At 70.5% G+C, this 25747-nt stretch carries 22 protein-coding genes, 1 tRNA gene and 1 pseudogene; 17 read left to right on the forward strand and 7 right to left on the reverse strand.

Annotation, left to right across the window (positions count from 1 at the left end; genetic code table 11):
• The first annotated feature begins 48 nt into the window (after window positions 1–48).
• On the forward strand, window positions 49–885 hold the full coding sequence (locus ABFX46_RS13900; protein ID WP_346042410.1) for a GNAT family N-acetyltransferase: 837 nt from the start codon (window positions 49–51) through the stop codon (window positions 883–885).
• Here ABFX46_RS13900 and ABFX46_RS13905 read toward each other — a convergent pair.
• Both ABFX46_RS13905 and ABFX46_RS13910 read right to left on the reverse strand, forming a co-directional pair.
• Window positions 870–1961 (reverse strand): fatty acid desaturase family protein, encoded by a 1092-nt coding sequence (locus tag ABFX46_RS13905; RefSeq protein ID WP_346042411.1) that lies wholly within the window; start codon window positions 1959–1961, stop codon window positions 870–872. The two genes, ABFX46_RS13900 and ABFX46_RS13905, sit on opposite strands and share 16 nt — an antisense overlap.
• A gap of 20 nt (window positions 1962–1981) precedes the next feature.
• Entirely contained in the window at window positions 1982–3100 is a 1119-nt protein-coding gene (locus ABFX46_RS13910) for a ferredoxin reductase (RefSeq protein ID WP_346042412.1), read from the reverse strand.
• A 306-nt stretch (window positions 3101–3406) separates the two neighbouring features.
• On the opposite strand from ABFX46_RS13910, the gene ABFX46_RS13915 reads away from it, so the two are divergent.
• The 11 genes from ABFX46_RS13915 to ABFX46_RS13960 all read left to right on the forward strand — a co-directional run bounded on the left by ABFX46_RS13915 (window position 3407) and on the right by ABFX46_RS13960 (window position 13037).
• Window positions 3407–4567, forward strand: a complete 1161-nt coding sequence (locus ABFX46_RS13915) for an efflux RND transporter periplasmic adaptor subunit (RefSeq protein ID WP_346042414.1) — start codon at window positions 3407–3409, stop codon at window positions 4565–4567.
• The gene (locus ABFX46_RS13920; protein WP_346042415.1) at window positions 4564–5337 is read left to right on the forward strand and encodes an ABC transporter ATP-binding protein; all 774 of its coding nucleotides are present in this window, start codon (window positions 4564–4566) and stop codon (window positions 5335–5337) included. The genes ABFX46_RS13915 and ABFX46_RS13920 overlap by 4 nt, the downstream gene beginning before the upstream one ends.
• Complete coding sequence (locus tag ABFX46_RS13925) at window positions 5334–6614, forward strand: ABC transporter permease (protein WP_346042417.1); 1281 nt, start codon at window positions 5334–5336, stop codon at window positions 6612–6614. The genes ABFX46_RS13920 and ABFX46_RS13925 overlap by 4 nt, the downstream gene beginning before the upstream one ends.
• A 16-nt stretch (window positions 6615–6630) precedes the next feature.
• A complete protein-coding gene (locus ABFX46_RS13930) occupies window positions 6631–7368 on the forward strand; it encodes a hypothetical protein (RefSeq protein WP_346042418.1) in 738 nt (245 codons plus the stop codon).
• Between the two features lie 20 nt (window positions 7369–7388).
• Window positions 7389–7853: a hypothetical protein gene (locus tag ABFX46_RS13935; protein WP_346042420.1), complete on the forward strand. Its 465-nt coding sequence runs from the start codon at window positions 7389–7391 to the stop codon at window positions 7851–7853.
• A 247-nt stretch (window positions 7854–8100) separates the two neighbouring features.
• Window positions 8101–9630: an alpha/beta hydrolase gene (locus tag ABFX46_RS13940; RefSeq protein ID WP_346042422.1), complete on the forward strand. Its 1530-nt coding sequence runs from the start codon at window positions 8101–8103 to the stop codon at window positions 9628–9630.
• A 63-nt stretch (window positions 9631–9693) separates the two neighbouring features.
• A tRNA-Thr gene (locus ABFX46_RS13945) sits at window positions 9694–9766 on the forward strand.
• Between the two features lie 196 nt (window positions 9767–9962).
• Window positions 9963–10100 (forward strand): DUF6924 domain-containing protein, encoded by a 138-nt coding sequence (locus ABFX46_RS43510; protein WP_428831252.1) that lies wholly within the window; start codon window positions 9963–9965, stop codon window positions 10098–10100.
• Window positions 10101–10239: 139 nt separating this feature from the next.
• Window positions 10240–10641 carry a VOC family protein gene (locus tag ABFX46_RS13950; protein WP_346042423.1) on the forward strand — a complete coding sequence of 134 codons (402 nt, stop codon included), beginning with the start codon at window positions 10240–10242 and terminating at the stop codon, window positions 10639–10641.
• A gap of 57 nt (window positions 10642–10698) precedes the next feature.
• Window positions 10699–11844, forward strand: a complete 1146-nt coding sequence (locus ABFX46_RS13955; protein ID WP_346042709.1) for an ATP-binding protein — start codon at window positions 10699–10701, stop codon at window positions 11842–11844.
• A gap of 659 nt (window positions 11845–12503) precedes the next feature.
• On the forward strand, window positions 12504–13037 hold the full coding sequence (locus tag ABFX46_RS13960) for a GNAT family N-acetyltransferase (protein ID WP_346042711.1): 534 nt from the start codon (window positions 12504–12506) through the stop codon (window positions 13035–13037).
• A 194-nt stretch (window positions 13038–13231) separates the two neighbouring features.
• Here ABFX46_RS13960 and ABFX46_RS13965 read toward each other — a convergent pair whose 3' ends face one another.
• Window positions 13232–13606, reverse strand: a complete 375-nt coding sequence (locus ABFX46_RS13965; protein ID WP_346042424.1) for a MarR family winged helix-turn-helix transcriptional regulator — start codon at window positions 13604–13606, stop codon at window positions 13232–13234.
• 102 nt (window positions 13607–13708) lie between these two features.
• On the opposite strand from ABFX46_RS13965, the gene ABFX46_RS13970 reads away from it, so the two are divergent.
• On the forward strand, window positions 13709–15160 hold the full coding sequence (locus ABFX46_RS13970) for an MFS transporter (protein ID WP_428831253.1): 1452 nt from the start codon (window positions 13709–13711) through the stop codon (window positions 15158–15160).
• 93 nt (window positions 15161–15253) lie between these two features.
• On the opposite strand, the gene ABFX46_RS13975 is transcribed toward ABFX46_RS13970, so the two are convergent.
• The 3 genes and pseudogenes from ABFX46_RS13975 to ABFX46_RS13985 all read right to left on the reverse strand — a co-directional run.
• Entirely contained in the window at window positions 15254–17719 is a 2466-nt protein-coding gene (locus tag ABFX46_RS13975) for a VIT domain-containing protein (protein ID WP_346042426.1), read from the reverse strand.
• Window positions 17716–18063: a hypothetical protein gene (locus ABFX46_RS13980; protein ID WP_346042729.1), complete on the reverse strand. Its 348-nt coding sequence runs from the start codon at window positions 18061–18063 to the stop codon at window positions 17716–17718. Before ABFX46_RS13980 ends, ABFX46_RS13975 begins: the two co-directional genes overlap by 4 nt.
• Window positions 18064–18765: 702 nt before the next feature.
• Window positions 18766–19020: pseudogene (locus tag ABFX46_RS13985) on the reverse strand (MerR family transcriptional regulator); the annotation flags it as partial.
• Window positions 19021–19159: 139 nt separating this feature from the next.
• Here ABFX46_RS13985 and ABFX46_RS13990 point away from each other — a divergent pair.
• The 3 genes from ABFX46_RS13990 (at window position 19160) to ABFX46_RS14000 (ending at window position 23327) form a co-directional block, all read left to right on the forward strand.
• Window positions 19160–19915 (forward strand): nuclease-related domain-containing protein, encoded by a 756-nt coding sequence (locus ABFX46_RS13990; protein WP_346042427.1) that lies wholly within the window; start codon window positions 19160–19162, stop codon window positions 19913–19915.
• 231 nt (window positions 19916–20146) lie between these two features.
• The gene (locus ABFX46_RS13995) at window positions 20147–21910 is read left to right on the forward strand and encodes a sigma factor (RefSeq protein ID WP_346042428.1); all 1764 of its coding nucleotides are present in this window, start codon (window positions 20147–20149) and stop codon (window positions 21908–21910) included.
• 199 nt (window positions 21911–22109) lie between these two features.
• On the forward strand, window positions 22110–23327 hold the full coding sequence (locus ABFX46_RS14000; RefSeq protein ID WP_346042429.1) for an NlpC/P60 family protein: 1218 nt from the start codon (window positions 22110–22112) through the stop codon (window positions 23325–23327).
• 180 nt (window positions 23328–23507) lie between these two features.
• Here the strand turns inward: ABFX46_RS14000 and ABFX46_RS14005 are convergent, their stop codons facing one another.
• Complete coding sequence (locus ABFX46_RS14005) at window positions 23508–23999, reverse strand: inorganic diphosphatase (protein WP_131943154.1); 492 nt, start codon at window positions 23997–23999, stop codon at window positions 23508–23510.
• A 140-nt stretch (window positions 24000–24139) separates the two neighbouring features.
• Here ABFX46_RS14005 and dacB point away from each other — a divergent pair, with 140 nt between their 5' ends.
• Window positions 24140–25540: a D-alanyl-D-alanine carboxypeptidase/D-alanyl-D-alanine endopeptidase gene (gene dacB / locus ABFX46_RS14010; protein ID WP_346042430.1), complete on the forward strand. Its 1401-nt coding sequence runs from the start codon at window positions 24140–24142 to the stop codon at window positions 25538–25540.
• The last annotated feature ends 207 nt before the right edge of the window (window positions 25541–25747 follow it).

Raw genomic sequence — 25747 nt, forward strand, 5'->3', positions numbered from 1 at the left:
CCATAATTCGGTTGTGCCGCTTGGCAGGCGCCTCCTAGCGTCCTCCGCATGGACTTCCCCGTGCCGGACGGGCCCGTGCGGTTGCTCGGGCTCGGCGACCTGGGCGCCTGCCAGCGCCTCGCCAAGGACCGCGAGTGGGGACGGGAGGACCGCAAGTGGCGGTTCCTGTTCTCGGTCGGGAACGTCTACGGGGTCGATGACGGCGACGGAGGGCTCGCCGGGACGGTGGTGTCGACCCCGTACGGCAAGGACGTCGCCGCCATCAGCATGGTGCTCGTCGCCAAGCGGTTCGAGCGGCGCGGTCTGGGCGGACGGCTGATGCGCCACGTGATGGACAACGCCGGCACGGCGAGCCTCTGCCTGACCGCCACGGATTACGGACGTCCGCTGTACGAGCGTCTGGGGTTCAGAACCGTGGGGCTGTGCACCGCCTATCAGGGCGTGTCGGACGGGCCGTCCAAGCGGAATGTCTCGGTGCCGGTGGAGGCGAACGACATGCCCGCCGTCCATGCGCTCGACACCGAGGTCTTCGGCGCCGACCGGTCACATGTGGTCGAGGGCCTGCCGTTCTTCTGCGAGACGCTACGGGTCGTCAGGGACGGGACCGGCATCGCCGGCTACGGCGGTGCGTGGAGGAACGGCGACCGGGTCCTGGTCGGCCCCGTCATCGCGCGGGACGCCGGAACCGCGCTCGCCCTGGTGGACGAGATCGTCCCCGAAGGCCCGGTCCGCCTCGACGTCGACCACCGGCACCCCGAGCTGATCGCGTGGGCGGAGGACCGCGGCCTCCGCCCGGCGTTCACCACCGCGATCATGGAGTACGGCGCCCCGATCGCGAACGACCCGTCCCGCCTCTTCCTCCCGGTGGCTCAGGCGCTCGGCTGACGACCCGGCGCCTTCAGCACGGGCTTCCCGCCGGGGAGGGCGTAGCGGACGATCTTCTTCCAGGTGCTGGTGACCTGCTTCGACAGCGATCCCGTGTGGTACGGCAGGTCGTACTTGCCGCACAGTTCGCGGACGCGCGGCGCGATCTGCGCGTACCGGTTGCTCGGCATGTCGGGGAACAGGTGGTGCTCGATCTGGTGGCTGAGGTTGCCGGTCATCAGATGGAACAGGCTCCCGCCGGCGATGTTGGCCGAGCCGCACAGCTGCCGGACGTACCACTCGCCCTTCGTCTCGCCGTCGAGGCGCTCCTCCTCGAAGACCTCGACGTCACCGGGGAAGTGCCCGCAAAAGATGATCATGTGCGCCCAGACGTTGCGGGCGACGTTGGCGGTGAAGTTCGCGGCCAGGGTGGAGAGGAACTGCGGGCCGCTGAGCAGCGGGAACGCCAGGTAGTCCTTGCCCCACTGGCGGCGGATCTTGCGGCCGATCTGGCGCAGCTTCTCCTTGGTGGCCTCCGGGTCGGCCGTGCCCGCCCGGATCTTGTCGAGTTCCAGGTCGTGCAGCGCCACCCCGTACTCGAAGAACATCGCCAGCAGCAGGTTGTAGAGCGGCTGGGGGAGGTGGGCGGGGCTCCACTTCTGCTCGGGCGCGACGCGCAGGATGCCGTAGCCGACGTCGTTGTCCTTGCCGAGGACGTTCGTGAACGTGTGGTGGACGAAGTTGTGCGAGTGCTTCCACTGCTCGGCGGGGGAGACGTTGTCCCACTCCCACGTCGTCGAGTGGATCTTCGGGTCGCGCATCCAGTCCCACTGGCCGTGCATGACGTTGTGCCCGATCTCCATGTTCTCCAGGATCTTCGCGACGGCGAGCGTCGCGGTCCCGGCGACCCAGGCGGGCGGCAGCGAGGACGCCGTCAGCAGCGCCCGGCCGGTGATCTCCAGGCCGCGCTGCCAGCGGATCACCCGGTGGATGTAGTCCGCGTCGCGCGCGCCGAGATCGGACATGATCTCCTCCTGCAGCGCGTCCAGCTCGGCGGCGATCGTGTCGTAGTCGGCGGTCGTCAGATGGTCGGTCATGGGTGTGTCCCCCAGATGCCTCAGAGGTCGATTTCCACGGGGCCGGCGGCGGCCGACACGCAGGTCTGGACGATCTCGCCCTCCTCGCCGTGCACGCGGCCGGTGCGCAGGTCGCGGACCTTGCCGGAGCGCAGCGGGCCGACGCAGCCGTAGCAGATGCCCATCCGGCATCCGCTCGGCAGCAGGGCGCCCGCGCTCTCCCCGGCGACCAGGAGCGGCGTGCCCCCGTCGGCGTCCACCTCGACGCCGCTCCTGGTGAAGGTGACGTGCCCGCCCTCGCCGTCACCGCCGTGGAGGACGGTCCGGAAGCGCTCGACGCGCAGCCTCTCCCCGGCCCCTTCGGCGCGCCAGAACGCGGTGAGGTCGTCGAGCATCTCGCCGGGGCCGCAGGCCCACGCGTCCCGTTCCGCCCAGTCGGGGCAGATGCCCGGCAGGTCGGACGGCTTGAACCGGCCCTCGATGGCGGTGTGCCGCTCGTGCAGGCGCACCCCGGTCATCCGGCGCAGCTCGGCGCCGAAGATCACGTCTCCGGGCGTCCGGTCGGAATGCACCACGGCGATGTCCGGTGGTGCGGCTGCCGCGGCGGCGAGGTGGCGCAGCATGGCCATCACCGGGGTGATGCCGCTGCCCGCGGTGATGAACAGCAGCTTCGCGGGGACGGGCGCGGGCAGCACGAACTCGCCGTCCGCCGGAGCCAGCCGGACGAACGTTCCAGGACGGATCGCGTTGACCAGGTGCGCGGAGACGACCCCGTCGCAGGCGGCCTTGACGGTGATGGTGATCCGGCCGTCCGGCCGGGGCGGGGACGACAGCGAGAACGTCCGCCAGTGGCGGACGCCGCCGATGTCCACGCCGACCCGCACCCACTGGCCCGGCCGGTGCCCCCGCCAGGCCCGCCCCGGCCTGATCACGAGGGTCGCGGCGGCGGGCGCCTCGTGCCGGACGGCCTCGACGCGCCCGCGCGGATCGGTGGCCGACCACAGCGGGTTGACCAGGCCGAGGTAGTCCTCCGGCAGGAGCGGCGTGGTGAGGAGCCGGGCGGCCGCCACGATCCGGCGACCCGGACGCGGACCCGAACCCGGACGCGAACCCGGACGCGGGCCGGGATGCGGGCCGGGGCGCCGCGGTGCGGTGATCACGAATGCCTCCCCGATGGCGCTTAACTTACGCTTGCGTAACCTACGGTCGCGTAAGAAGCGAGGGATGTTCAAGGCATACGGCACTAAAGCGACAGGCATCACACCATCGCACGATGTTCCATCCGACGGTGTAAAGCTCGCTGATAAGAACGGCGCCGCAGGTTATCGCCCGACTGCGAAATCTCGTCCCCCGCCGCAGGATCTCGGCGGTGCGGCGCGGTTCACCGCACGGCTCGTGCGCCGCTCTCATGTGATTCTCACTCTCGCCTCACCCGAGCCACATGCGCGCGCAGGAACCTCATCCGCATGAATCGGCCGTTTCAACGCCGGGCACTCCTCGTCAACGGCGCGCTCGGCGTGCTGCTCGTCGCGGGTGCCGGCACCGCGTACCTCACCCTCGGCGACGGAGGTGACGGCGCCGCCGCGTCCACTCGGACCGCCCGCGTATCGCGCGGGACGGTGGAGTCGTCGGTGTCGGCGTCCGGCTCGGTGGAGAGCGCCAAGAGCCGCTCCCTGTCGTTCGGCGCCTCCGGCACGGTCGCCAAGATCTACGTCAAGGCGGGGACGAAGGTCTCGGCGGGCGATGTCCTCGCGCGGCTCGACCAGACCGAGGCGCTGGAGAACGTCAACGCGGCGAAGGCGAACCTGGCCGTCGCCGCCGGCGGTGACACCTCGTCCGAGCAGGGCTATGCGAGCTACCTGCAGGCGAAGAACTCCTACAACTCCGCGCTCCGCACCTATCAGGGGACCGTCCTGAAGGCGCCCTTCGCCGGGACGATCACCGCCGTCAACGGGGCGGTCGGCGGCAGCTCCGGCGGTTCCAGTTCGAGTTCGGGGTCGGCCGCAGGCTCCGGCGGGTCGTCACCGGGCTCTTCTTCGTCCTCGTCCACATCGTCGTCCTCGTCCAGTTCCGGCTTCATGGAGATCGCCGACGTCGGCAAGCTCCAGATCGACGGCGACTTCACCGAGGCGGACACGACCAAGCTGAAGGTCGGCCAGGCCGCGACCATCACGTTCGACGCGCTCACCGGCACGACCGCCACCGGCAAGGTCACCGCGATCGGGTTGTCGCCGACGACCACCGACAACGTCGTGAAGTTCCCCGCCACGATCTCGCTCACCGACGTCCCGTCCGGGGTGCGGCTCGGCCAGACCGCGACCGCCGAGATCACCGTCGCCAAGGCGGAGGACGTCCTCTACGTGCCGAGCGCGGCGGTCAGGACCGCCGGCGGGCAGAGCACGGTCACCGTCGTGAGGAACGGCGAGCAGAGCACCGTCACGGTGGAGATCGGCGTCAAGGGCGACCAGGGCACCGAGATCAAATCGGTCCTGGAGGAGGGCGACCAGGTCGTCGTCACGTCCACGAGCGGCTCCGGGACGTCCGGCACCACCGGCCGCCAGGGCTTCCCGGGCGGCGGCGGGCCGGGGATGGGCGGCGGGGCCCCGGGCGGGGGAGGCCGCCGATGACCCCGGGCGAGCGGCAGGGCCGCCCCGGCGCCCCGGCCCCCGTGCTCGGCCTCCGCGACGTGACCAAGGTCTACGGGACGGGCGACACGGCCGTCCACGCGCTGCGCGGCGTCTCGATGACCGTCGAGCGCGGCGACTACGTGGCCGTCATGGGCGCGTCCGGATCCGGCAAGTCGACGCTCATGAACATCATCGGCTGCCTGGACGTGCCGAGCGGCGGCCGCTGCCTCCTCGACGGCCTCGACGTCGCCGGCCTGGACGAGCGGAGCCTCGCGCTCCTGCGCAACCGGCGGATCGGGTTCGTGTTCCAGTCGTTCAACCTCATCCCGCGGATGACCGCGCAGGCCAACGTGGAACTGCCGCTCGCCTACGGCGGGATCAAGGGCCCCGAGCGCCGGCGCCGCGCCCTCGCCGCGCTGCGCGAGGTCGGGCTCGCCGACCGGACCCGGCACGAGCCGAACGAACTGTCCGGCGGCCAGCAGCAGCGCGTCGCCGTGGCCCGCGCCCTCGTCACCGCGCCGTCGCTGCTGCTCGCCGACGAGCCGACCGGCGCGCTCGACAGCGGCTCCACCGCCGACGTCCTCGGCGTCTTCGACCGGCTCGCCCTCGCCGGCCGCACCATCATCGTGATCACCCACGAGGACGACGTCGCCGCGCACGCCAAACGCATCGTCCGGCTGGTGGACGGCCGGATCGTCCAGGACGTCCGCCGCGCCGCCGTCACCGCCCCGCCGCCCAACGCCTCCTGGACGACGGAGGGCGCGCGTTGAACGCCTTCGACATCCTCCGGTTCGCGGTGCGCGGGCTGTCGGCGAACAAGCTGCGCAGCTCCCTGACCACGCTCGGCATCCTGATCGGCGTCGCCGCGGTGATCCTGCTCGTCGCGGTCGGGAACGGGTCGTCCGAGCAGATCAAGAAGAGCATCCAGCGGCTCGGCGCCGACTCGCTGACCGTCAGCCCGTCCACCACGGGACGCGGCGGTTTCGGCGGTTCCGGCGGGTTCGGGGGGCCGGGCGGTTTCGGCGGGCCGGGCGGCGACGAGGGGTCCGGCAGCGGCCCCCGCACGCAGGCGCGCGACCTCACCACGGACGACGCGGAGGCGCTCGGCGAGGCGCCCTCGGTCAAGAGCGCGTCCCCCGTCGTGACCAGCCAGTCGGTGACCGCCGGATACGAGGGGACGAGCGTCACGATCGGCCAGTTCGTCGGGACCACCCCGTCCTACTTCGGCGCCGCGAACAAGACGATCGCGTCCGGCACCCTGTTCACCGACGCGGATGCGGCCGCCGCGCGCAAGACCGTCGTGATCGGCAGCACGGTCGCGTCCGACCTGTTCGGACGGGTCGACCCGCTCGGCAAGAAGATTGACGTCGGCGGGATCAGGTTCACGGTCGGCGGCGTCCTGACGGCGACGGGGTCGTCCTCGTCGTCGTTCTCCGACCCCGACAGCATCGCCGTCGCGCCGCTGAACGCCGTCCGGGAGACCCTCACCGGGTACGGCGGACTCGACCAGATCATCGTCCAGGCGACCGGCAGCGACACCGTCGACGCCGCCCAGGCCGAGATCACCGAGACGCTCGCCCAGCGGCACGGCACGACGTCCGGTACCGCCGACTTCACCGTGTCGAGCCAGGCCGGCGTCCAGGCGGCGGTCGGCGAGTCGAGCCGCACGTTCACCGTCCTGCTCGGCGCCGTCGCCGCCATCAGCCTGCTCGTCGGCGGCATCGGGATCACCAACATCATGCTGGTCACCGTCACCGAGCGGACCCGCGAGATCGGCATCCGCAAGGCCATCGGCGCGCCGCGCGGCGCCATCCTCGGCCAGTTCGTCGCGGAGGCGACCGTCCTCAGCCTGCTCGGCGGCCTGCTCGGCGTGCTCGCCGGCGTCGTCGGCAGCCGGTTCACGATCGCCGGGGTCCAGCCCGTCCTGGTGCCGTCGTCGATCGTCCTCGCCCTCGGCGTCTCGGTCGCGATCGGCCTGTTCTTCGGCGGCTACCCCGCCTCCCGCGCCGCGAGCCTCCGCCCGATCGAGGCGCTCCGCCATGACTGACCACCGAAGGAGAACCGTGAGCCGCACCCGCGGAGCCGAACCCCCAGGCCCCGAGCCGCGCGCCGAGCCCCCACGCACCGAGCCCCCACGCACCGAGCCCCCGCGCACCGAGCCGCCGCGCACCGAGCCGCCGCGCACCGAGCCGCCGCGCGGCGGGGCGCCGGTGGGGGACGCCGAACTGCTGTCCAGCTCGCCGTTCGAGGACGACATGGACGACGCGCTGGCGGCCGCCCGCCCGCGGCGGCGGCCCCCGCCGGGGCCGACGCTCTACCTCGCCGCTGGGATCTTGCTGGTCGGGGGGTTCTTGGGCGGCGCGCAGGCGCAGAAGTGGTCGTCGGACGACTCCGGGTCGCCGGGTGCGGGCCGGGGCCCGGGCTCGGCCGCGGCCGGCGGTTACGCGGCCGGACGGGCGCCGGGCGGCTATCCCGGCATGCCAGGCATGCCCGGCATGCCGGAGGGCGGCATTCCGGGCGGGATGGGTCCTGGCGGGGCCGCCGGCGGACGCGGCGGTACGGCGGCCTCGGGAGACGTCACCAGCGGCACCGTGGTCAAGATCAGCGGCAGCACGCTCTACCTGCGCACGACGTCCGGGCAGACCGTGAAGGTCAAGACCAGCGGGACGACCAAGGTCCGCATCACCGAGGACGGCGCGCTGAAGGACCTCGGCTCGGGCGCGACCGTCACCGTCCGCGGGACGAAGGGCGAGGACGGCACCCTCACCGCCACCACCGTGAGCAAGGGCTCGGGCGGTTGACCCGTGAACGGAGGAGACCGATGAGAACGAGGACGACGACCCGGACGCTCGGGGTCCTGGCCGCCGGCGGGGTGCTCATGCTCAGTGCCGCCTGCGGTGGCGACGATGCGTCGGACGCCAAGGCGGGCGCGTCCGCGAGCGCCGACCCGATGGCCGCATTCCAGGCGTGCCTGGAGAAGCAGGGCATCAAGATGCCGGAAGGCCGCCCGGGCGGAGGCGGCCCGTCCGGCCGTCCGAGCGGCCGTCCGAGCGGCCGGGCGCCGGGCAACGCATCAGGCGCACCGTCCGAACCCCCCGGCGGCGCGCCATCGGCCCGTCCGAGCGGTATGCCCTCGGGCCGTCCGAGCGCCGCGCCGTCCGACCGTCCGACCAGGTCGGCGGCGGAACAAAAGGCCGTGCAGGCGTGCGCGTCCCTGGCCCCCCGACGCGGCGACGACGGCGACGGCCGACCACCCGGAGGACCACCGCAGGGCCCCGGCTCCTAACAGACGCCCCCCGTACGTCCGCATCCCCACATCCCCGCACCTTCGAGTCTCCGGGCGGCCGCACGGCCCATGCGGCCGTCCGGACGCGCCCGCCCGCCCCCGCCGGGCACGGCGCGCGGATGGGGCCCGCGCCGCGCCACGCGGGCCCCATCTCCACCCCACGCCCCGCCAGGGTGGTGGCCTCCCGCGCCGCGCCGCCGTAGCGTAGGCGGCGGCGTACGTGCCGCTATCACGAGACGGGGTCCAGGTGCGGGCAGCGAGGTTCATCAGTGCGGCCATCGTGCTGGCACTGGCGATGGCCACCGGATGCAGCGACGGGGGCGACGGGAACGGCGACGGCGACGAGAAGAAGACGACGTCGTCATCGCAGGTCCCTTCGGGCCTCGAATCGTTCTACGGCCAGAAACCGTCCTGGAAGAAGTGCGACGACGGCTTCGAGTGCGCGACCGTCCAAGTCCCGCTGGACTACTCGCACCCGTCCGACGAGAAGGTCGGCATCTCCGTGATCCGGCTTCCGGCCGAGGAGCAGTCCCAGCGCATCGGCTCGCTGCTCACCAACCCGGGCGGACCGGGCGGGTCCGGGGTCGACTTCGTCCGGCAGGCCGCCCGGACGTTCGGCGGCGACCTGCGCCGCCGCTTCGACATCGTCGGCTTCGACCCCCGCGGCGTCGCCGCCAGCGACCCCGTCCGCTGCAACACCGGCCCCCAGCTCGACGAGTTCTTCGCCACCGACGCCTCCCCGGACGACAAGAAGGAGACGAACGCACTCGCCGCCCAGGGCAAGGACTTCGCCCAACGCTGCAAGACCAAGGACGCCTCGAAACTCCCCTACGTCGGCACCGTCAACGCGGCCCGCGACATGGACGTCCTCCGCGCGGCGCTCGGCGACAAGAAGCTCACCTACTACGGTGCCTCCTACGGCACCTACCTGGGCGCCTTCTACGCCGAGCAGTTCCCCAAGAACATCCGCGCCCTCGTCTTGGACGGCGCCGTCGACCCCAAGCTCTCCTCAACGGAACTGCTCGTCGAGCAGGCGAAGGGCTTCGAGACGGCCCTCCGCGCGTTCGCCGACGACTGCGTCAAGTCGGGCAGCTGCCCCTTCGGCAGCACCGCCGACGCGGTCATCGCCGAGATCTCGTCCTTCCTCTCCGCCGTGGACAAGAAGCCGCTCAGCAACACGCGCGACTCCCGCAAGGTCACCGAGTCCCTGGCCGTGATGGGCATCGCCAGGTCGCTCTACGTGAAGCAGTACTGGCCCGTCCTGCGCCAGGCCCTCACCCAGGCGATGCAGAGCTCGGACGGCACCATCCTCCTCGCCCTTGCGGACGAGATGGTCGAGCGCAAGCCCAACGGCACCTACAGCAACCAGACCGACGCCAACATGGCCGTCAACTGCATCGACAAGCCCAACCCGTCCGACCTCGCCGCCTACGAGAAGTACGTCGACCAGGCCGAGAAGGCCGCGCCCCGCTTCGGCCCCTTCGTCGTCTGGGGCGGCCTCCCCTGCGTCTACTGGCCCTTCCAGACCAGCCAGCAGCCGAAGCCCCTGGCGGCCAAGGGCGCACCGCCTATCGTCGTCATCGGAACCACCCGCGACCCCGCCACCCCGTACAAGTGGGCCCAGAACCTCGCGGACGAACTCTCCAGCGGCGTCCTCCTCACCTTCAACGGCGACGGCCATACCGCCTACCTGCAGGGCAACTCCTGCATCACCAAGGCCACCGACAACTACCTGATCACCACCGACCCGCCCAAGGACGGAACCACCTGCGGCTGAAACCGGTGCGCACCCACCCCCGCGGACCCGGTAGACTTCATCCCGCCGTGCCCCGCACGGCACGCCGCCTTAGCTCAGTCGGCAGAGCGATTCACTCGTAATGAATAGGTCATCGGTTCGATTCCGATAGGCGGCTCCCAGCTCAGAGGCCCATCGCGACCACTCGCGATGGGCCTTCCGCATGACCGCCTGCCCCACTGCCCGGTGGGCTGGGAAGGTCGACAGGGTGACGCCCCTGCCTTGCCCCAACGACATGACGTCGCTGATCCTGCGGACCGACTTCAGCAGTGACTCGACCTGGGCCGAACTGAAGACTGCGATAGAGGGCCAGCATGAGGACGCGTACCCGACGGGTACCGCCGCGCTGGTACGGCGAGGTATCGCTCAACCTCAGCATCGCGAACTTGGACTTCGACGACTTCGCAGACAGCGCGGATCAGTCGGGTACCTTCCGAGGCTTCGACGGGTAGCCGGATCGGCGGAAGCACCCCCCGCTCGCTGCCCACGCTGCTGCCCGGGCCCGAGTTCGAGGCCACTCCTTCCGGCCGCGGCCCTCCAGATCGGCAGGCATGTCCCTGAGTTGCCGAGGCGCTGCCTAGACTCGGGCTCGTGCTCAGACTCGGCTTTCCCGTGATCGGTGTGACCGACATTCCCCGGGCCGTGTCCTTCTGGACGTCCGCTCTGGGTTTGGTACCCGTTTCCGAGTCGGAAAGCCCGGGTTGGCGAACACTGGAACATGCGGATGGGTCGGGCCGGGCGCTCGCTCTCATGCGCAGCAGTTCGCCTGCCGAAGCACATCCGCGTATCCACCTCGACCTGTTGGCGGACACCACAGACGAGCAGATTGCCGAGGTCGAGCGTCTGGTCGAGCTGGGAGCCGTCAGAGTCGACTGGGACCTGTACCCACCGGACCCCGACTTCGTAGTCCTCGCCGATCCGGACGGCAACGTCTTCTGCGTCGTGGATCTGAGCCGGGAGAGCGCTGCCCAGCAGGTCGGCGGAGGAGGCTAGATGGGTGTGGATCTCGCTCGTGAGATTTGTAATGAATAGCTCATCGATTCGATTTGGATAGGCGGCTCTCAGTTCGGCTTCCGCGTCCGATACACCCCGGCCACCGAGCTGGTGAACGAACTAGTCGAAGCCGCCGACGACCGCCGGCACAGCAAGACCACCGCCCGCTACGGCTACGTCGACCTGCTCTGCATAGACGAGCTCGGCTACATGGATCCACTTCCGTCGGTGGTGTCCGTTAGGACATTGTCTACTGGAAGGATCGTGCGAATGGGAGATGCGTCAGACCTGGTCTACGGCGTCAAGGACGAACTGAGGTACGACCAGATCCCCTGGGGCCGGTTCCTGCACGCCTACGGCCCTGCCGCGGATGTACCCGAGTATTTGAAGCTCCTCGGATCTTCGGACGTTCAGGCCGCCGGGCAGGCCGTCGGCTCATTGGGGAACCGCATTTGCCACCAAGGCGGAACCTATGCGCCGGCCGCGCTGGCTGTGCCGTTCCTGCTGCGCCTGGCCGGCTCGCCTGCGACCCACCACCGTGGGGAGATCCTTCGCCTGGTCGGCGAAGTGGCACGGCGAGAGCACTACCGTGACGGATCACGCGCGGGCCTGCTCCAGGTCGCTCGCGCGGACGACCAGCCGCAGTACGACGTGAGCGGGTACTTGGAGAACTGGTCGGTGCATGCCGCTCGCATCGCCATCACCAGCGATGCGCCCCTGTTGCTTGCGCTCCTTGACGACATCGACGCAGAGGTCCGCTCATCGGCCTGTTATGCACTGGCAACAGCCCTGCATGAGGTCGAGCCGATCGATGCCGCATTGCGGCGTCGGCTGAGCTCCGAGGAAGTTGCCGCCGTGCATATGAGCCTCATCCTCGCCACGGCCCAACTGGCTCGCGAGCACCGGGACGAGTCCACCGTCACGCGCCTTCGGACATGGTGGGCTGACCCGAACCAACCCGCGGATATTCGTGTGAGCGCCGCGCTCTCTTGGCTCTGCCTGGTCGACGTTCCGGTACCCGACGACCTGCGGCTCCTTCTCACTACTACGGTCGACGACGAACTGGCCGGACTGCTAGCGGACGTTCCATGGATGAGAGACATCGACTGGGGCGGAGCAGGCGTACGACGCTGCATATATCTGATGCTCAACCCCGAGGTGGACTGGCGATCAGCCGATGAGGACCCCTGGGTCGAAACTTAACCCCCGCCCGCCGGCGAAGGCTGGAAGATGGGTCCGTCAGCGGTTCGCTCAACGGGATACGTCGGCCGCCGATTCGCGAGCCGCTCGACCTGTGCCCGGTCCTCGCCATCGAGGAAGAGCATCCACTCCGGATCCATCCACGATGGCGGCCCCTCGTGCCCGCGCGTATTGCGCCACCCACATCCGAATGACCAAGGGCGATAACCCCGGCCCCCGCCGCTGGCGGTTCGGTTGCTGCTGGAGCCCCGGCACCCGACCTACATGGTGGCCAGACATACCGACACTCTCAGGCCGAAAGATCAGCAAAGCGGTGCTCGACCTCGCCGACATCTGGTGCCTGTTCTCATCGGCATAGCCACGCAGCCTCGTGCTCCACCCCGGACAGAACATTCCGTGGGCGCGTACTCAATTCGGGGGCGTGTTCGTCCATCGCTTGCGATCGGGTTCAGGGCGGCGAGGGGGGCTCGTTGCGGAAGATCCAGCTGCTCCTTCGCCCGTGTGGTGGCGGTCGGGGGCAGGCGGGTGGGGCGGGGGTGTCTCGCAGACGTGACTGCGGAGGGACTGCGGTGCCTGGGGTGGGTGGGGCAATCTGGGCTCTAGGCGAAATGCGGTCCATGGGCAACGGTGCCGGGGACGGAGGCATTGTGGGATGTCGCGTGATGCTGCGCCGGATGCGGGCGGCGGACGAGGACGAATTTCTCCGGCTCGCCGAGCAGAGCGCGGAGTTGCACGGGAACTGGGTCCGGACGCCGACCGACGTGCTGACGTTCCGTGAATACCTGGGCCGGTTCGCGGATCCGGCCGCCGGTGAAGCTCTCCTGATAAAGCGCGTGGACACGGGGGCCATCGCCGGTCATGTCACCCTCACCGGAATCATCCGGGGGCCTTACGACCGAGCCATCCTGGGGTTCGCCGCCTTCGCGCCGAGCGCCGGCCGGGGCTTCATGACCGAGGGCGTCGGCCTGACCGTCCTTTACGCGTTCGGTTCCCTCGGCCTGCACCGGGTCGAGGCGGACGTCCAGCCGGGGAATGAGCCGTCCCGCCGCCTCGTGCGTCGCCTCGGGTTCCGGCGGGAGGGGTACTCCCCGGAGTTCATCAACATCGGCGGCGTGTGGCGCGACCACGAGCGCTGGGCGATCACGGCCGGCATGACGACCAGCCTCCCCCCGTGCGACCCCAACATCCTCCCCTAGGGCGCGTCAATCGAGGTAGTTGCGCAATTCCCCGTGGGTGGGGTGGGCGGCGCCTGCTGGGGGATGGCAGGTCGGACGCCACGTCCCGTGTGCGAAGCGTGTGCTCTATCGGCTGAATTCTGGGCCGTTCAGCGGTGAGAGCGTGGTGCCTGGTTCGGGCCGTTTGAGCCTGTGGCCGCAGGGGTGGGAGACGGTCAGGGAGTTAGGTGGTCGGCGAGGATTTTCAGGTGGGTCTCGCGGGCCTCGGCGTGGCGGCGGCGGCCGGAATCGGTGATCTGGACGAAGACGCCGCGGCGGTCGTCCTTGCAGAGGGCGCGCTCGACGTAGCCGTGCTTCTCCAGGCGGGCGACCGTACGCGACAGGGCGCTCTGGCTCAGGTACATCGCCGCGGCGATCTCCTGCATGCGGCGCTTCTCACAACGGAGATCGACGAGGCGGTCGAGGGTCTCGTACTCGCTCATGCTCAGCCCGTGGGCGTCCTGCAGGGCGCGCTCCAGGGCGCACGCGACCGTGTTGTAGCAGGTCGCGAGCTCCCGCCACCGGTCGACCAGAGCCGACTTCGCCTCCATGGCGCGGATCTTAGCATGCGCGCGCATCATGTGCATTCGCATTAAGTTCCGTCGAAATTAGTGCGTAGACATTTGATGCATGTGCATGTACTGTCCTGCGGCGTGGCTATCACCGACACCTCACCTGCCTTCACCGTCCGTCCGCCGCGTGCCGAGCCCGCACCGGCCGAACAGAGCTGGACTCCCCGGCTGTGGGGGATCCTCGCGGTCCTCTGCGCCGTGATGTTCCTCGACGGGCTCGATGTCTCGATGGTGGGCGTCGCGCTGCCGTCGATCGGGACCGAGCTCGGCCTTTCCACCACCTCGCTGCAGTGGATCGTGAACGGGTACGTCCTCGGCTACGGCGGTCTGCTCCTTCTCGGTGGACGCACCGCCGACCTGCTCGGACGCCGGCGCGTCTTCCTCAGCGCACTCGCCGTCTTCGCCGTCGCGTCCCTCGTGGGCGGGCTGGTGAACGACGGCACCCTGTTGATCGTCACCCGTTTCGTCAAGGGGCTCGCCGCCGCGTTCACGGCGCCCACGGCCCTGTCCATCCTGACCACCACGTTCCATGAGGGACCCGCACGGAACCGGGCGCTGTCGGTGTTCTCCGTCTTCGGCGCCAGCGGCTACTCGTCCGGGCTGATCCTCGGCGGATTGCTGACCAGCTTCGGATGGCGCTGGACATTCCTGACGCCCGTGCCGCTTGCTGTCCTCGCCCTCCTCGCGGGCGCCCTGCTGATCCCCAAGGACAAGCCGGCGGACGGCGGCGGCCACGACCTCGTCGGCGCCGTGACGCTCACCGGAGGCATGCTGCTCGCCGTCTACACCGTGGTCTCGGCGCCGGACCGCGGCTGGCTCGACCCCGTGACCCTCGGGTCCGTCGTGCTCGCGGCCGCCCTGCTGGCCGGCTTCATCGTGACCGAGAACAAGGTGCGGCACCCGCTGATCCGGCTCGGCATCCTGCGGATCGGGTCCATCGTCCGGGCCAACCTGAGCATCGTCGCGCTGTTCGGCTCGTACCTCAGCTTCCAGTTCATGATGACGCTCTACCTGCAGGACGTCCTGCGCTGGTCGCCGCTGAAGATGGCCATGGCGCTGCTGCCCGCCGGGCTTCTCGTCGCCTTCGGCTCCCCGTTCGTCGGGCGCCTGATCGACCGGTACGGGACGCCGCGGCTGATCATCAGCTCCATGACGTCCCTCAGCCTCGGCTACGGCTGGTTCCTGGCCACGGCCGGGAACGCCCCGCACTACGCCTTCACGATCCTGCCGACGATGCTGCTGCTGGGCGGCGGTTTCGCGTTCGGCTTCAGCTCCATCATGGCGCAGGCCACGGACGGGATCGACGACTCCGAGCAGGGCCTCGCCTCCGGCCTCGTCCAGACCTCGGGACAAGTGGGCGCCGCCCTGGTCCTCGCCGTGGTCACCGCACTCGTGGCCGGCGGGACGGCCGCCGGCGGCGACGGCTTCGCCGAGTTCCACCCAGGCGTCAACCTGGTCAGCGCCGTAGCCGTGGTCGGCCTGGCGCTGAACCTGGTCCCGCTGCTGCACCACTACCGCGGCAAGCACACCTGACCGACCACCCTCCAACCCGCGAATGCTTGCTGGGCACGTGCGTTGGAATGGCGGGGGCGGCCCTAGCAAGGGTCGCCCCCGCAGTGGTTTCGGTTACTCGGGGCGTTTCCAGAAGGGGCGGCGAGGTGGAGCCTCGCCGGCGGGGTCGCGGGGTGGGGTCTCGCCTGTGAAGTCGGTCAGGGCCTGGAGGGTGCGGGTCCATTGGGCGTTGACGGTGGCCTGGTCCGCGGTGGGCTGGAGGCGGCGTAGGGCGTCGCGGAGGGCGGCCAGGGGGGTGGCGTCCAGGTAGTCGGCCTCCATCCGCTGGACCATCGACTCCAGGATGGGGAGGAGTTCGCTCAGCAGGAAGTGGAGGCGCTGGTCGTCCGTGACCTGGCGAAGGCGATCGAGGACGTTGGACAGTTCCTGCTGGAAGCCGGTGAGGGCGGGCATGGGGCGTGCCGGGCGTGGGACCGATCCCTTCTTGGCCCGCCGGACGAAGGCCCCGGCAGGGGGACCGGCGGCGGCCGGCGCATGGCCGTAGGGCGGGGCGCCTCCGGGGGCGGGCGGGGGTGCGAACGGCGCCGGCGCCGCGGCGAACGTGGCGTGAGCGGTTCCCAGGCGCGGTGCGGGTGGCGCCCAGCCTCGCGGGGATTCCACCGGTTGGACGACCTGATGCGGGGTTCCGCCTTCGGTCACCACCCTGCTGTCCACGGCCACGAACGCGGTGAAGCGGCACAGGACGCCGAAGCGAAGTGACGTTTGAACGATGCGGTGTTCCAGGTCGCCTGAGCTGCCGACCGTGTGTCGGTCTTCGAGGTCGCGCAGGTGGGCGCGGGCCCAGATGGACGTGACGGCGCGGTCGGTGGAGATGATGCCGGTGGCGTGCTGCTCCCATGGCGTCCCGTCGGATGCGGTGCCCCGGACGGTGAGTGAGCCGGATGGCGTGTCCTCGACCATGGGCGAGCCGTGCAGGCGTCCGCGGAACCGGCCGGTGATCACCAGGGGCACTCCGGGGAACAGCGCGCCCAGGCGGGACGGGGCCACCGAGTCGGGCTCGATGGTCAGGCCGTCGGAGTGCAGAGTGAGGCCGGTCACGAGCGGGGCGGCGATCCGGTGATGGATGCCCTCCATGGCCTCGTCGAGGCGGTCTTCGGATTCGACGAGTTCGCAGCGCCCTCCGCCGAGGGAGGCGAGCCGGTTCAGGAAGCCGGCATTGACGGCCTGGTCGATGCCCACGGTATGGACGCGGATGCCCTGGAGCCGGGGCCCGAGGTGGGCGAGCAGTTGGTCCTCGTTGCCGACCTGCCCGTCGGTGATGAGGACCAGCACCCGGTCCCGCGCGGGGTCGGTGAGCAGGCGGCAGCCTTCTTCGAGCGGCGCGAGCATCCCCGTGCCGCCTCGCGCTTCCAGCGCCGCCAGATGTTCGACGGCGCGGAACCGGTTGCGGTCGGTGCCGGCGGCGAGGCCGGTACCGAGGTCGCGGGGGCGTTCGACGACGTTGTCGAAGGACAGGACGGCGAACCGGTCCTCGCTGCGGAACGTGTCGACGATGCGGGCGGCGGCGCGGCGGGCGGCGACCATCTTCCAGCCGTGCATGCTGCCGGAGCGGTCGAGAACGAGGACGACGTCGCGCGGGTTCGGCTTGGCGTCGCCGGAGGGCAGCACGGTCAGGCTGAACGTTCCGTCCTGGCGCCACCCTGGGGCGATGGCGATCGTCGCGCCCTCGCCCTTGGGCGGGTACCTCGTTGTCGTCTCGTCCGGGACCAGGGTGAGGGCCGCGGCCTCGTGCGGAGCGAAGCCCAGACGCAGGATGAAGTCGCGGTCGAGCCGCTCGCCCGGCTGCAGTCGCACCGTCGTGCGCCCGCCCTCGCCCTCTTGGCCCACCACGTGCAGTGCGGACCGGATCTCGGTCAGGGGAAGGCCGGCCGGATCGATGTCGGCGGTGACCGCCAGGCGTACCGGGTTGGGGAAGCCGGGCAGGAGGACGGGCGGGCTGATGCGGGACGCGTCCGGCACGGCGTCGGTGTCGTCCGCGATCCCCGGCCCCGCGCGCTCGCCGTCCAAGGGAGCGCCCGGGATGTAGCGGGGGGCCACCACGAGCGGGAAGCGGAACGTCGCGCCGGTCGCCGACTCGTGCGGCAGGGGCTGGGCGAGGGTCAGCGTGATGGTCACGCGCTCTCCCGGCAGGATGTTGCCGACCCGCATGCTGAACACGTCCGGCCGGTCTTCCTCGGCGATCGCGGCGCGCCGGCCTGAGGCGACGGCGGTGTCGTAGTCCTGCCGGGCCTGGGCGCGCTCTTTCAGCGTCCCTTCGATGACCCGGTCCGCGGCCTCCATGCGCATCGCCGTCACGGCGGCGCGGTCGGGCAGCGGGAAGATGTAGGTCGCCTCGAGCGGGGTGTCGAACGGGTTGTGGAAGCCCTGGACGACCTTGATGCCGGCGGTGAGGCCGGTGATCGAAGCGTGCACGTCGACGGATTCGAGCGGCAGGTTGCCCTTGCCGGTGCTGAGCGCGCCGAGCCCGCCGTCGGATGCCGGGGGTTCGGTCTCGGGTAGCGGCAGGATGCGCACGGTCACGGGGACCTCCGGAAGTGATCTGCGGGCGGACGTGCGGGGCTTTCGGCGGGGCTCTCGATGGGGGTGAGAAGGCCGCGTCGGTGCAGCTCGTCGAGCAGCGGCCGCGCGGCGGCGTCGATCGCGGCGACGTCGTCGCCGCTCAGGGCGGGACCGTCCAGGACCAAGGTGATGCCGGGTGCCAAGCGAACCCCTTGGACGACCGGGGGAAGCGGCCTGCCGTAGTCGGCGGCGACCGTCGCCGTGCCGTACGACACATCGGGCCCGGCCTTCCAGAAGTCGCGCCGCTCACCGGCCCCTTCGCCCTCTGCCCCGGCCGGTGTGCTCAGGGAGTCCGCGCTTTCCATGCCGGCCTCGGCCCCGCCGGCCTCAGCGTCGGCCCTCTCCTGAGCGGCGAAGCCGACCGTCCCGGCGGCGTTCGCACCCTCACCACTGCGGCTCGGCGTGCCGGCCGTATCCCGGGCCGGAGTTGGAGCCCCTGCCGAGCCCTCGGCGGCGTCCGCATCGCGAGGCTCGCGCACCCGACTAGCAGGCCCTTCTTGAGCCGGTGACGGTGCCGCAGCCTTGGCGGGACTCGTGTCGGCGGGGCTGGGGGGCTGGGAGGCGAGCCGTCTACTGGCTGGAGTCGCGGATCGGCTCGGAACCGCCGCCTCTGCTGAGCCTTCGGCGGGGTGCGCATCTTGAGGCATGTGCGCCCGAGGGGCAGGCCCCTCCTGAGCTGGTGAGGGTGCCGCCGACTTGGTCGGATTGGCGTCGGTAGGGCTGGAGGGTGGTGACGCGAGTCTTCCAGCGGGCGGGGGCGCGGGGCGGGCAGGTGCTGAGGGTTCGGTGTCTTGGGGGGCGCGGGCCCTGGCGATGGGTGCTTCTTCGGGGGAGAGGGGCGCTGGGGCGTCGAGGGGGACGCTTGGCGGGGTTTGGGGAGTGTTCGCGTCTTGGAAGGTGCCGATTCGTGGTGGTGCGTCGGTGCTCGGCGCCGGGGCGTGCGTTGTGGGCGGGAGGGCGGCTATGCGGGTCAGGGTGTCGTTCGTGGCGGCGGCCAGTTCGAGTTGGATCTCCGCAATGGAGCGGCCTTCGGCTTGGCGGCGTTTCACCGCGACGAGCTGCAAGAGGTGGCGGGGGCCGTAGAGGGCGGTGCGGCCGCGGCGGGCGAGCGGCGGGTCGAGCAGGCCGATCGTGGTGTACCAGCGGATCAGCCGGGTGTTGGGGACGTCGCGCACCCGGCCGCTGACCTGCACGGCTCCGTCCGCCGCGAGGGCGGCGGCGGCGCGTTCCGCCAGCTCGCCGATCGTCCAGGTACCGTCCATGGCTCGATAATGACACTGTCATCGTGACACTGTCAACCTCGGTCGAAGATCGACTTCGGAAAGCCCTTGCCGACACCGCCGGCCTGCCGCACGCTGTTGCCTCAGGTGCGGCTCGGGGCGGAGGAAAAGGGGCCTTGCGGTGCGCAGCAGCGGTGTCGGCGTATCGCGCGCCGGTGCCTCGGCAGCGCACCGGTATCGCGTCCTCGCCGCGCGGCATCGGTGGGAACGGCGCGCGGTGCGGACGGTGCTCGCCGCCGGCGCCGGTGTCGTCGCGGCGGGTGCGGCCACGTGGTGGACGGGGTTGGTCGTAGCGCTCGTCGTCTTCGTGGCGCATCTCGCCTACACGCGGTTCCGGCCTGGCCGTGTGACCGCATGGCGCAGGGGTGCCTGGGCCGAACGCCGCACGGGGCGAAGGCTGGCACGCCTGGATCCAGCGGGCTTCCATGTGCTGCATGACCGAGCCTTGCCGGACGGTTCCAATCCGACGACCAACCTCGATCATCTAGTGGTCGGCCTTACCGGCGTCTACGTCGTCGTGAGCAGACGGGTTCGGTGGGGTGCTCAGTTGCGGGTCGAGCGTCGGCGCCTATGGGCGGGCCCCAAGCCGGCGGGACGCGTAGTCGGTGTGGCGACGCGAGCGGCCGATGCGGTCGCGGAGCTGCTGTCCGCTGATGCGGGCTACGACGTGGACGTGACACCGATGGTGGTCGTGCATGGGGCGCGGGTCCCACGGGAGGGCATCGAGCACAGGGGGGTTGTGTTCCATGCGGCCGGGGCTATCCCACGCGCCATCAAGACCGAACCGGTCATCTATACCAGCGCTCAGGTCGCCGCCATGGCGGCGGTGGCCGAAACTGCGCTCCCACCGATGATGGAGACTCGGCTCGTTGATTGACCCGCCGAATTCCTCCCTTCGCCATGGGTCGCGCTCCGATCGCTCACGGTCATGAGTCGCTGGTCACGGCGAGCGTGCGATACTTGCAGTATGTCGGTCAAAACGCCCAAAGCGCATAATTGCGACTCTTCATCAGAGTTGCCTGGATAGCGCAAGAATGGTGTTCGGTATCAGAGTTGGATCTTCTGAATTGGCCAGTAAAGACCGACAGAAACCTTTACCTTTTCTGGCATGAACGACCATCTCCTGGTCGAGGCGCTACGCGAGCGCGATCCGGGCGCCCCGACCGCGGTGTACGACGCCCATGCCCGCCGGCTCTACGCGTACTGCTGGTTCCGGTTGCGGTGCCGTGAGACGGCACGGGTCGCCCTGCGCGACACGTTCATCGTTGCCGAGGCGCACATCGGCAGGCTGCGCGACCCCGGCAGGTTCGGGGCGTGGCTCTACGCCCTCGCCCGGCAGGAGTGCGAACGGCGCCTGCCGCCCAGGTTCAAGGCGCCGGACGTGCCGATCGCCACCCATGACCAGGAGGACGTCGACCAGCGCATCACGGCGTGGCACGCGGTACTGGCGTTGCGCCCGCTCTCCAGGGAGATCCTGGACCTGAGGATCAGGCGGCGGCTGTCGGTCCCAGACCTGGCCGCCGTGCTCGGGTTGTCGCTGAAGGACGTCCAAGGGGCGCTGGACGTCGCCCACAGGGAACTGGAAGAGGCCTTAACAGCGGAGATCCTCGCCCAGCAGGGCCCCTACGGCTGCACCGAGCGCGCGGTGCTGCTGCGTGAACGACGTGACGACCTCCATCACGATCTGAACAGACGGCTGATGGAACACGCAGGGGAGTGTTCTGTCTGTGGAGCGTTCCGCCCCCGGACCGTGTCGGCGAAGAAGGTCTACGGGCTCCTACCGGACCCACGCCCTGCGGCGGAACTGCGCCTCCGGGTGATGAGCTGCTTCCTCGACCCCGAACTGGTCGGCTACAGGCTCTTCGTGGCCACCCGGGTCACGGAGTTCACCCACGATGGCTTCCCCGTCCAAGCCGCACGGTCGGGACGACTTGTGCGGTCTAGCGGCCGACGCCCATGGTTCGTACGCCCCCACAAGGCCGCCCCATCAGCGCACGAGGCCGGTATGCGCGCACAGGTCGTCCGGGCCGCCATGGTGCTGGTGGTGGTGGCGCTCCTGTCGGGCGGCGGGGTCGCCTCCATGTACGGCGTCCTGGGCACGGCACGAAAGCCCGCGGGAACGGCGGCCGAGCCTCACCCGACGGCCATCCCCGGAGTCTCGCAGGCGCCGGAGGACAAACCGTCGCCGACGACGGCTCCGCAAGGGCCGGGCACTTTTGAAGCCGCTCCAGTGTCAGCCACGTTCCCGCTCGGCGCGCGCGCGTCCTCGGCACCGACGACAGCCCTGCCCGCGCCACCTTCGGTCGCGGTCCCTGGAGCCGAGCCCAGCGGCAGCGTAGGCGTCCTCGCGGTCTCACCGCTCTACCTCGACTTGGCGGGGGGAACGGACGGCTCCATCGAAGTGCGCGCAGAAGGCGGACCGGTTGCGTGGCGGGCAACGGCTCAAGGCCCCATAAGGGTCGAGCCGTCTTCCGGGAAGCTTCAGGCCGGGCAGACCATGACCGTGCGCGTGCACGCTTCCCGGCGGCCGGACGAACAGGGAGACGGCACCATCACCTTCCGGCCTGGCGCCGCGCAGGTGCGCGTCACTTGGCGGCAAGACGCACCACCACCCGCGGGTAGTCCCTCGCCTACGCCGACGGGTTCCGCCCCGGGAACGCCGTCAACGCCACCCGAAACACAGCGACCGGAGAGCCCGCGGCCCACACCGTCCGAGACCCAACGACCAGAGAGCCCGCAACCGTCTCCGCAACCGCCGTCGACCCCCTCACCCGCACCGCCGTCCAGTGGTGCCCCGGAGCCGACACCGCCGCCGCCGGAACGATCGTCCGGGAGCACCTCGCCGAGCGTGAGCCCAACGTCCACCGGGTGACGCGACAACGTGCCGGATGACACGAGCACACGCTGGAGAGCGGCGGAAGTACCGGCCGTTGCCAGAGTCAACTACTCTTCGTAGGTGATCGTTTGCGCTAAGCAGTACATCCCCGGGGGAGGACGTGCTCATGGCATCTGGCGCAGCAGACACCCGCCGCCGCGCGACACCGTCCCCTGCCAGGAGTACGGCGCTGCGGGTGGTGGCCTTCACCTCCGGCCTTGCGATCGGAATGACCCTGCTGGTGCCGGCCGCGTCCGCGCGTCCCTCCGCTGATCCCGGCCCTAGTGCCAAGGACGTCGAACGGAGCGCACGCCAAGTCAGGGTGCGGGCGGCCGAAGTCGGCCGGACGAAGGCCAAGCTCGCGCAGGCGGACGGTGAACTCGACAAACTCGCGGTCGCCGCGGAGGCCGCCATAGAGCGCTACAACGGCGAACAGGTGAAACTGCAACGCTCCCAACAGGAGTACAGGGACACCCAAGTGCGCCTTGCCGAGGCTGACCGGCGCGTCGAGCAGACCAGAACCGAACTGGCGTCGTTCGCCGCCCAGATCTATCGCGACAACACCGGCTACGACCAGATCTCCTCGGCGCTCGTCGGAGATGGCGGTCCGCAGGGCTTCATGGACCGTGCCGGCCTGGTGGAGATGCTCGCCAAGCGGCGCACCGCCATGGTCCGCCGCGTCGAGGCGTCCCAGAACGTCGCGGACGTGTTCCGCCGCCAGGCGGAGACCGCGCTGAGCGAGCAGGAGGCGGCCACCCGGCGCGCCGACGAGTCCAAGAGACTCGCACAGGACGCGGTGGCCAAGCAGCAGGAGTCCGTCGAACGCATCGAAGCCGAGAAGCGGCGCCTAGAGCTTCGGCTGGGCAGGGCTCAGGCCCATGCGGTCCGAGTCAAGCGCGCGCGGGAAGAGGTCAAGGAGAAGGCCAGAGAGAAGGCCGAGGCGCGAAAGGTCCGCGCCTCCTTCGCAGGCGCCGGCTCTTTCGTCCCGGGGCTGACCTCGTCTGCCGCTCGCGGAGCGCTGGTGGCCCGAGCGGCACTGAAGTGGCTCGGAACCCCGTACTCATGGGGTGGAGGCAACACGTTCGGCCCCAGCCACGGGGTCGCCCAGGGCGCGAGCACGGTCGGCTTCGACTGTTCGGGCCTGGCCATGTACGCGTGGAGCAAGGCCGGTGTAAGGCTCGACCACTGGACCGGTACGCAGTGGACGTCCGGCCCGCACATTCCCATCAGTGCACTACGTCCGGGCGACCTCGTCTTCTTCGCCAAGGACCCGTCCGACCCCGGCACGATCCACCACGTCGGCGTCTACATCGGCAACGGCCGGATGGTGGAGGCCCCTTACACGGGCGCCAGTGTGCGCATATCGAGCATCCACCGAAGTGACCTGATCGGTGCCACCCGTCCCTCCGGATGACGTACTGCCTGGACGGCGAGAACCCTTCCGCGCGGCGTTCCGCACGGAAGGGTTCATCGCGAGTCGCGTCGCGGGGCGGCGGGGAGCGGATCAGCGCCGTCCGCGACTCCCTGCCCCGGCCCAGCCCTCACCCGGCGTGGCCCCGGCACGGCCCGGCCGGTCAGCAGGACCGGACGGCGCTCAGTGACCGCCCTGGTCCGCGGCGCGCTTGCGCGAGCGCTCGATCTCCAGCTCGGCTTCGACACGCCCCACCCAGCTGGCGCCCTCGACGGACTTGCCGGGCTCCAGGTCCTTGTAGACCTCGAAGAAGTGCTGTATCTCCAGCCGGTCGAACTCGGCGACGTGGTGGATGTCGCGGAGGTGCTCCATCCGGGGGTCGGTGGCGGGGACGCACAGGACCTTGTCGTCACCACCGGCCTCGTCGGTCATCCGGAACATGCCGACCGCGCGGCAGCGGATCAGGCAACCGGGGAACGTCGGCTCCTGCAGCAGGACGAGTGCGTCCAGCGGGTCGCCGTCCTCCCCTAGGGTGTCCTCGATGAACCCGTAGTCGGCCGGGTACTGCGTCGAGGTGAACAGCATGCGGTCGAGCCGGATGCGTCCGGTCTCGTGGTCCACCTCGTACTTGTTCCGCTGGCCCTTCGGGATCTCAATGGTGACGTCGAAATCCAAGATGTCCTCCGCTCCCTGCGTACGCGCAGTGAATAGTCTTTCGGGAGCCCCGGTGGGTGAGGCCGGCCCCACAGGGCGAGTGTTCCCTCGTATAAGGATGTCGCACGTTGGTGAGTGCTGAGTGGGAGAGGGGCGGTCACGTGCCTGGACGTGGCCGGACCCTCGTGATCCTGTCGCTGTGCCTCCTTAACGTTTTCACCGTCACCGCCGGGCTGGCAGTGGCGAAACTCACACCCGCCCGGCACCTGTCACCGCAGCCGCCGAGCGTGGCCGTGCGCGACCTCGTGAGCGTCCCGGCGTCGTCGGTGGTCATGCCCGCCGCCGATCCCGGGACGGGCCGGCCGCCGAACCCGTCCGTCCTGGCGGGACGGCTGTCCGCGCTGATCGGCGGCCCGCAGGCGAAGATCAACGCGGTGGTGGTCGACGCGGAGACGCTGCGTCCCCTGTACCAGTTGCGCGCCGACCGGCCCGCCACCCCCGCCTCGACGACGAAACTGGCGACGTCGGTGGCGGCGCTGGCCTCGGTCGGACCCGCGCACCGGATCACCACGCAGGTCGTGCGCGGGGCCGGCGGCGGAATCGTACTGGTCGGAGGCGGGGATCCTACCTTGACGGCCCTTCCCCCACGTCCGGGGGCGGGGCATCCGCCCTATGCGTCCCTCTTGGATCTCGCTCGCCAGACGGCTACCGCCCTCAAGGCGTCAGGGGTGCGCCAGGTGCGGGTGGACTACGACGTGTCCGCGTACCAGGGGCCGCGTACGGCGGCGGGCTGGAAGCCCAATTACCTGCCGGACGGTGAGGTCGCCCCTGTGTCGGCCCTGACCGTCGACGAGGGACGCGTCTCCCTCTCGGATCCGACCAAGGGAACGCGGGTGGCCGACCCGCCTGCATCTGCGGCGCAGCAGTTCGCGCGGTTGCTGTCCAAGGAGGGCGTCAAGGCCAAGGCTGGACGAAGGACGGTCGCCGCTCAGGGCGCGGAACAGCTCGGCGCCGTCCAGTCACCGCCGCTGTCCGCTCTGGTGGAGCATTTGCTGACCGACAGCGACAACGATGTCGCCGAGGCGGTGGCACGCCAGGTCGCCATCAAACTCGGACGTCCGGCGACGTTCGCGGATTCGGCGCAGGCCGTCCGCCAGGTGCTCGCCAAGCTCGGTGTCGCGGAAGGGGTGTCGGTCAACGACGGCAGCGGCCTGTCGCCGCGCAACCGGATCTCGCCCATCGCGCTGGCCCGCATCGTCTCGCTCGCCGCAGGGGACGACCACCCGGGGTTGCGGTCGGTCATCACCGGTCTGCCCATCGCGGGGTTCTCGGGGACGCTGAGCCCTCCGCGCTACACGGTCGCGTCCAGCCGGGCGGGGGCCGGGATGGTCCGCGCCAAGACCGGCACGCTGGCGGGTGTCAGCACTCTGGCGGGGCTCGCCTACGACGCCGACGGACGGCTCCTCGCGTTCGCCTTCATGGCGGGGGACGGGAAGGGGCCGGTCGACCCGGGCAAGCTCGACCAACTCGCCGCGACGGTCGCCGCCTGCGGCTGCGGCTGACCACGGGCCGCACCGACCACCGGCCGCACCGACCACCGGCCGCACCGACCACCGGCCGCACCGACCACCGGCCGCACGGACCACGGGTTGCGGCTGCCGCGGGGCTGCGGCCCGTCGGCCGTGGGCTGACCGCGTGGGCTGATCGCGTGTGGGCCGACCGCGTGTGGGCGCGGCCGTACGGGAGATAACCAGAACGGTTGTTCGTTG

It is taken from the genome of Actinomadura chokoriensis (assembly GCF_039529475.1).
In the GTDB taxonomy this organism is placed as follows: Bacteria; Actinomycetota; Actinomycetes; order Streptosporangiales; family Streptosporangiaceae; genus Spirillospora; species Spirillospora bangladeshensis.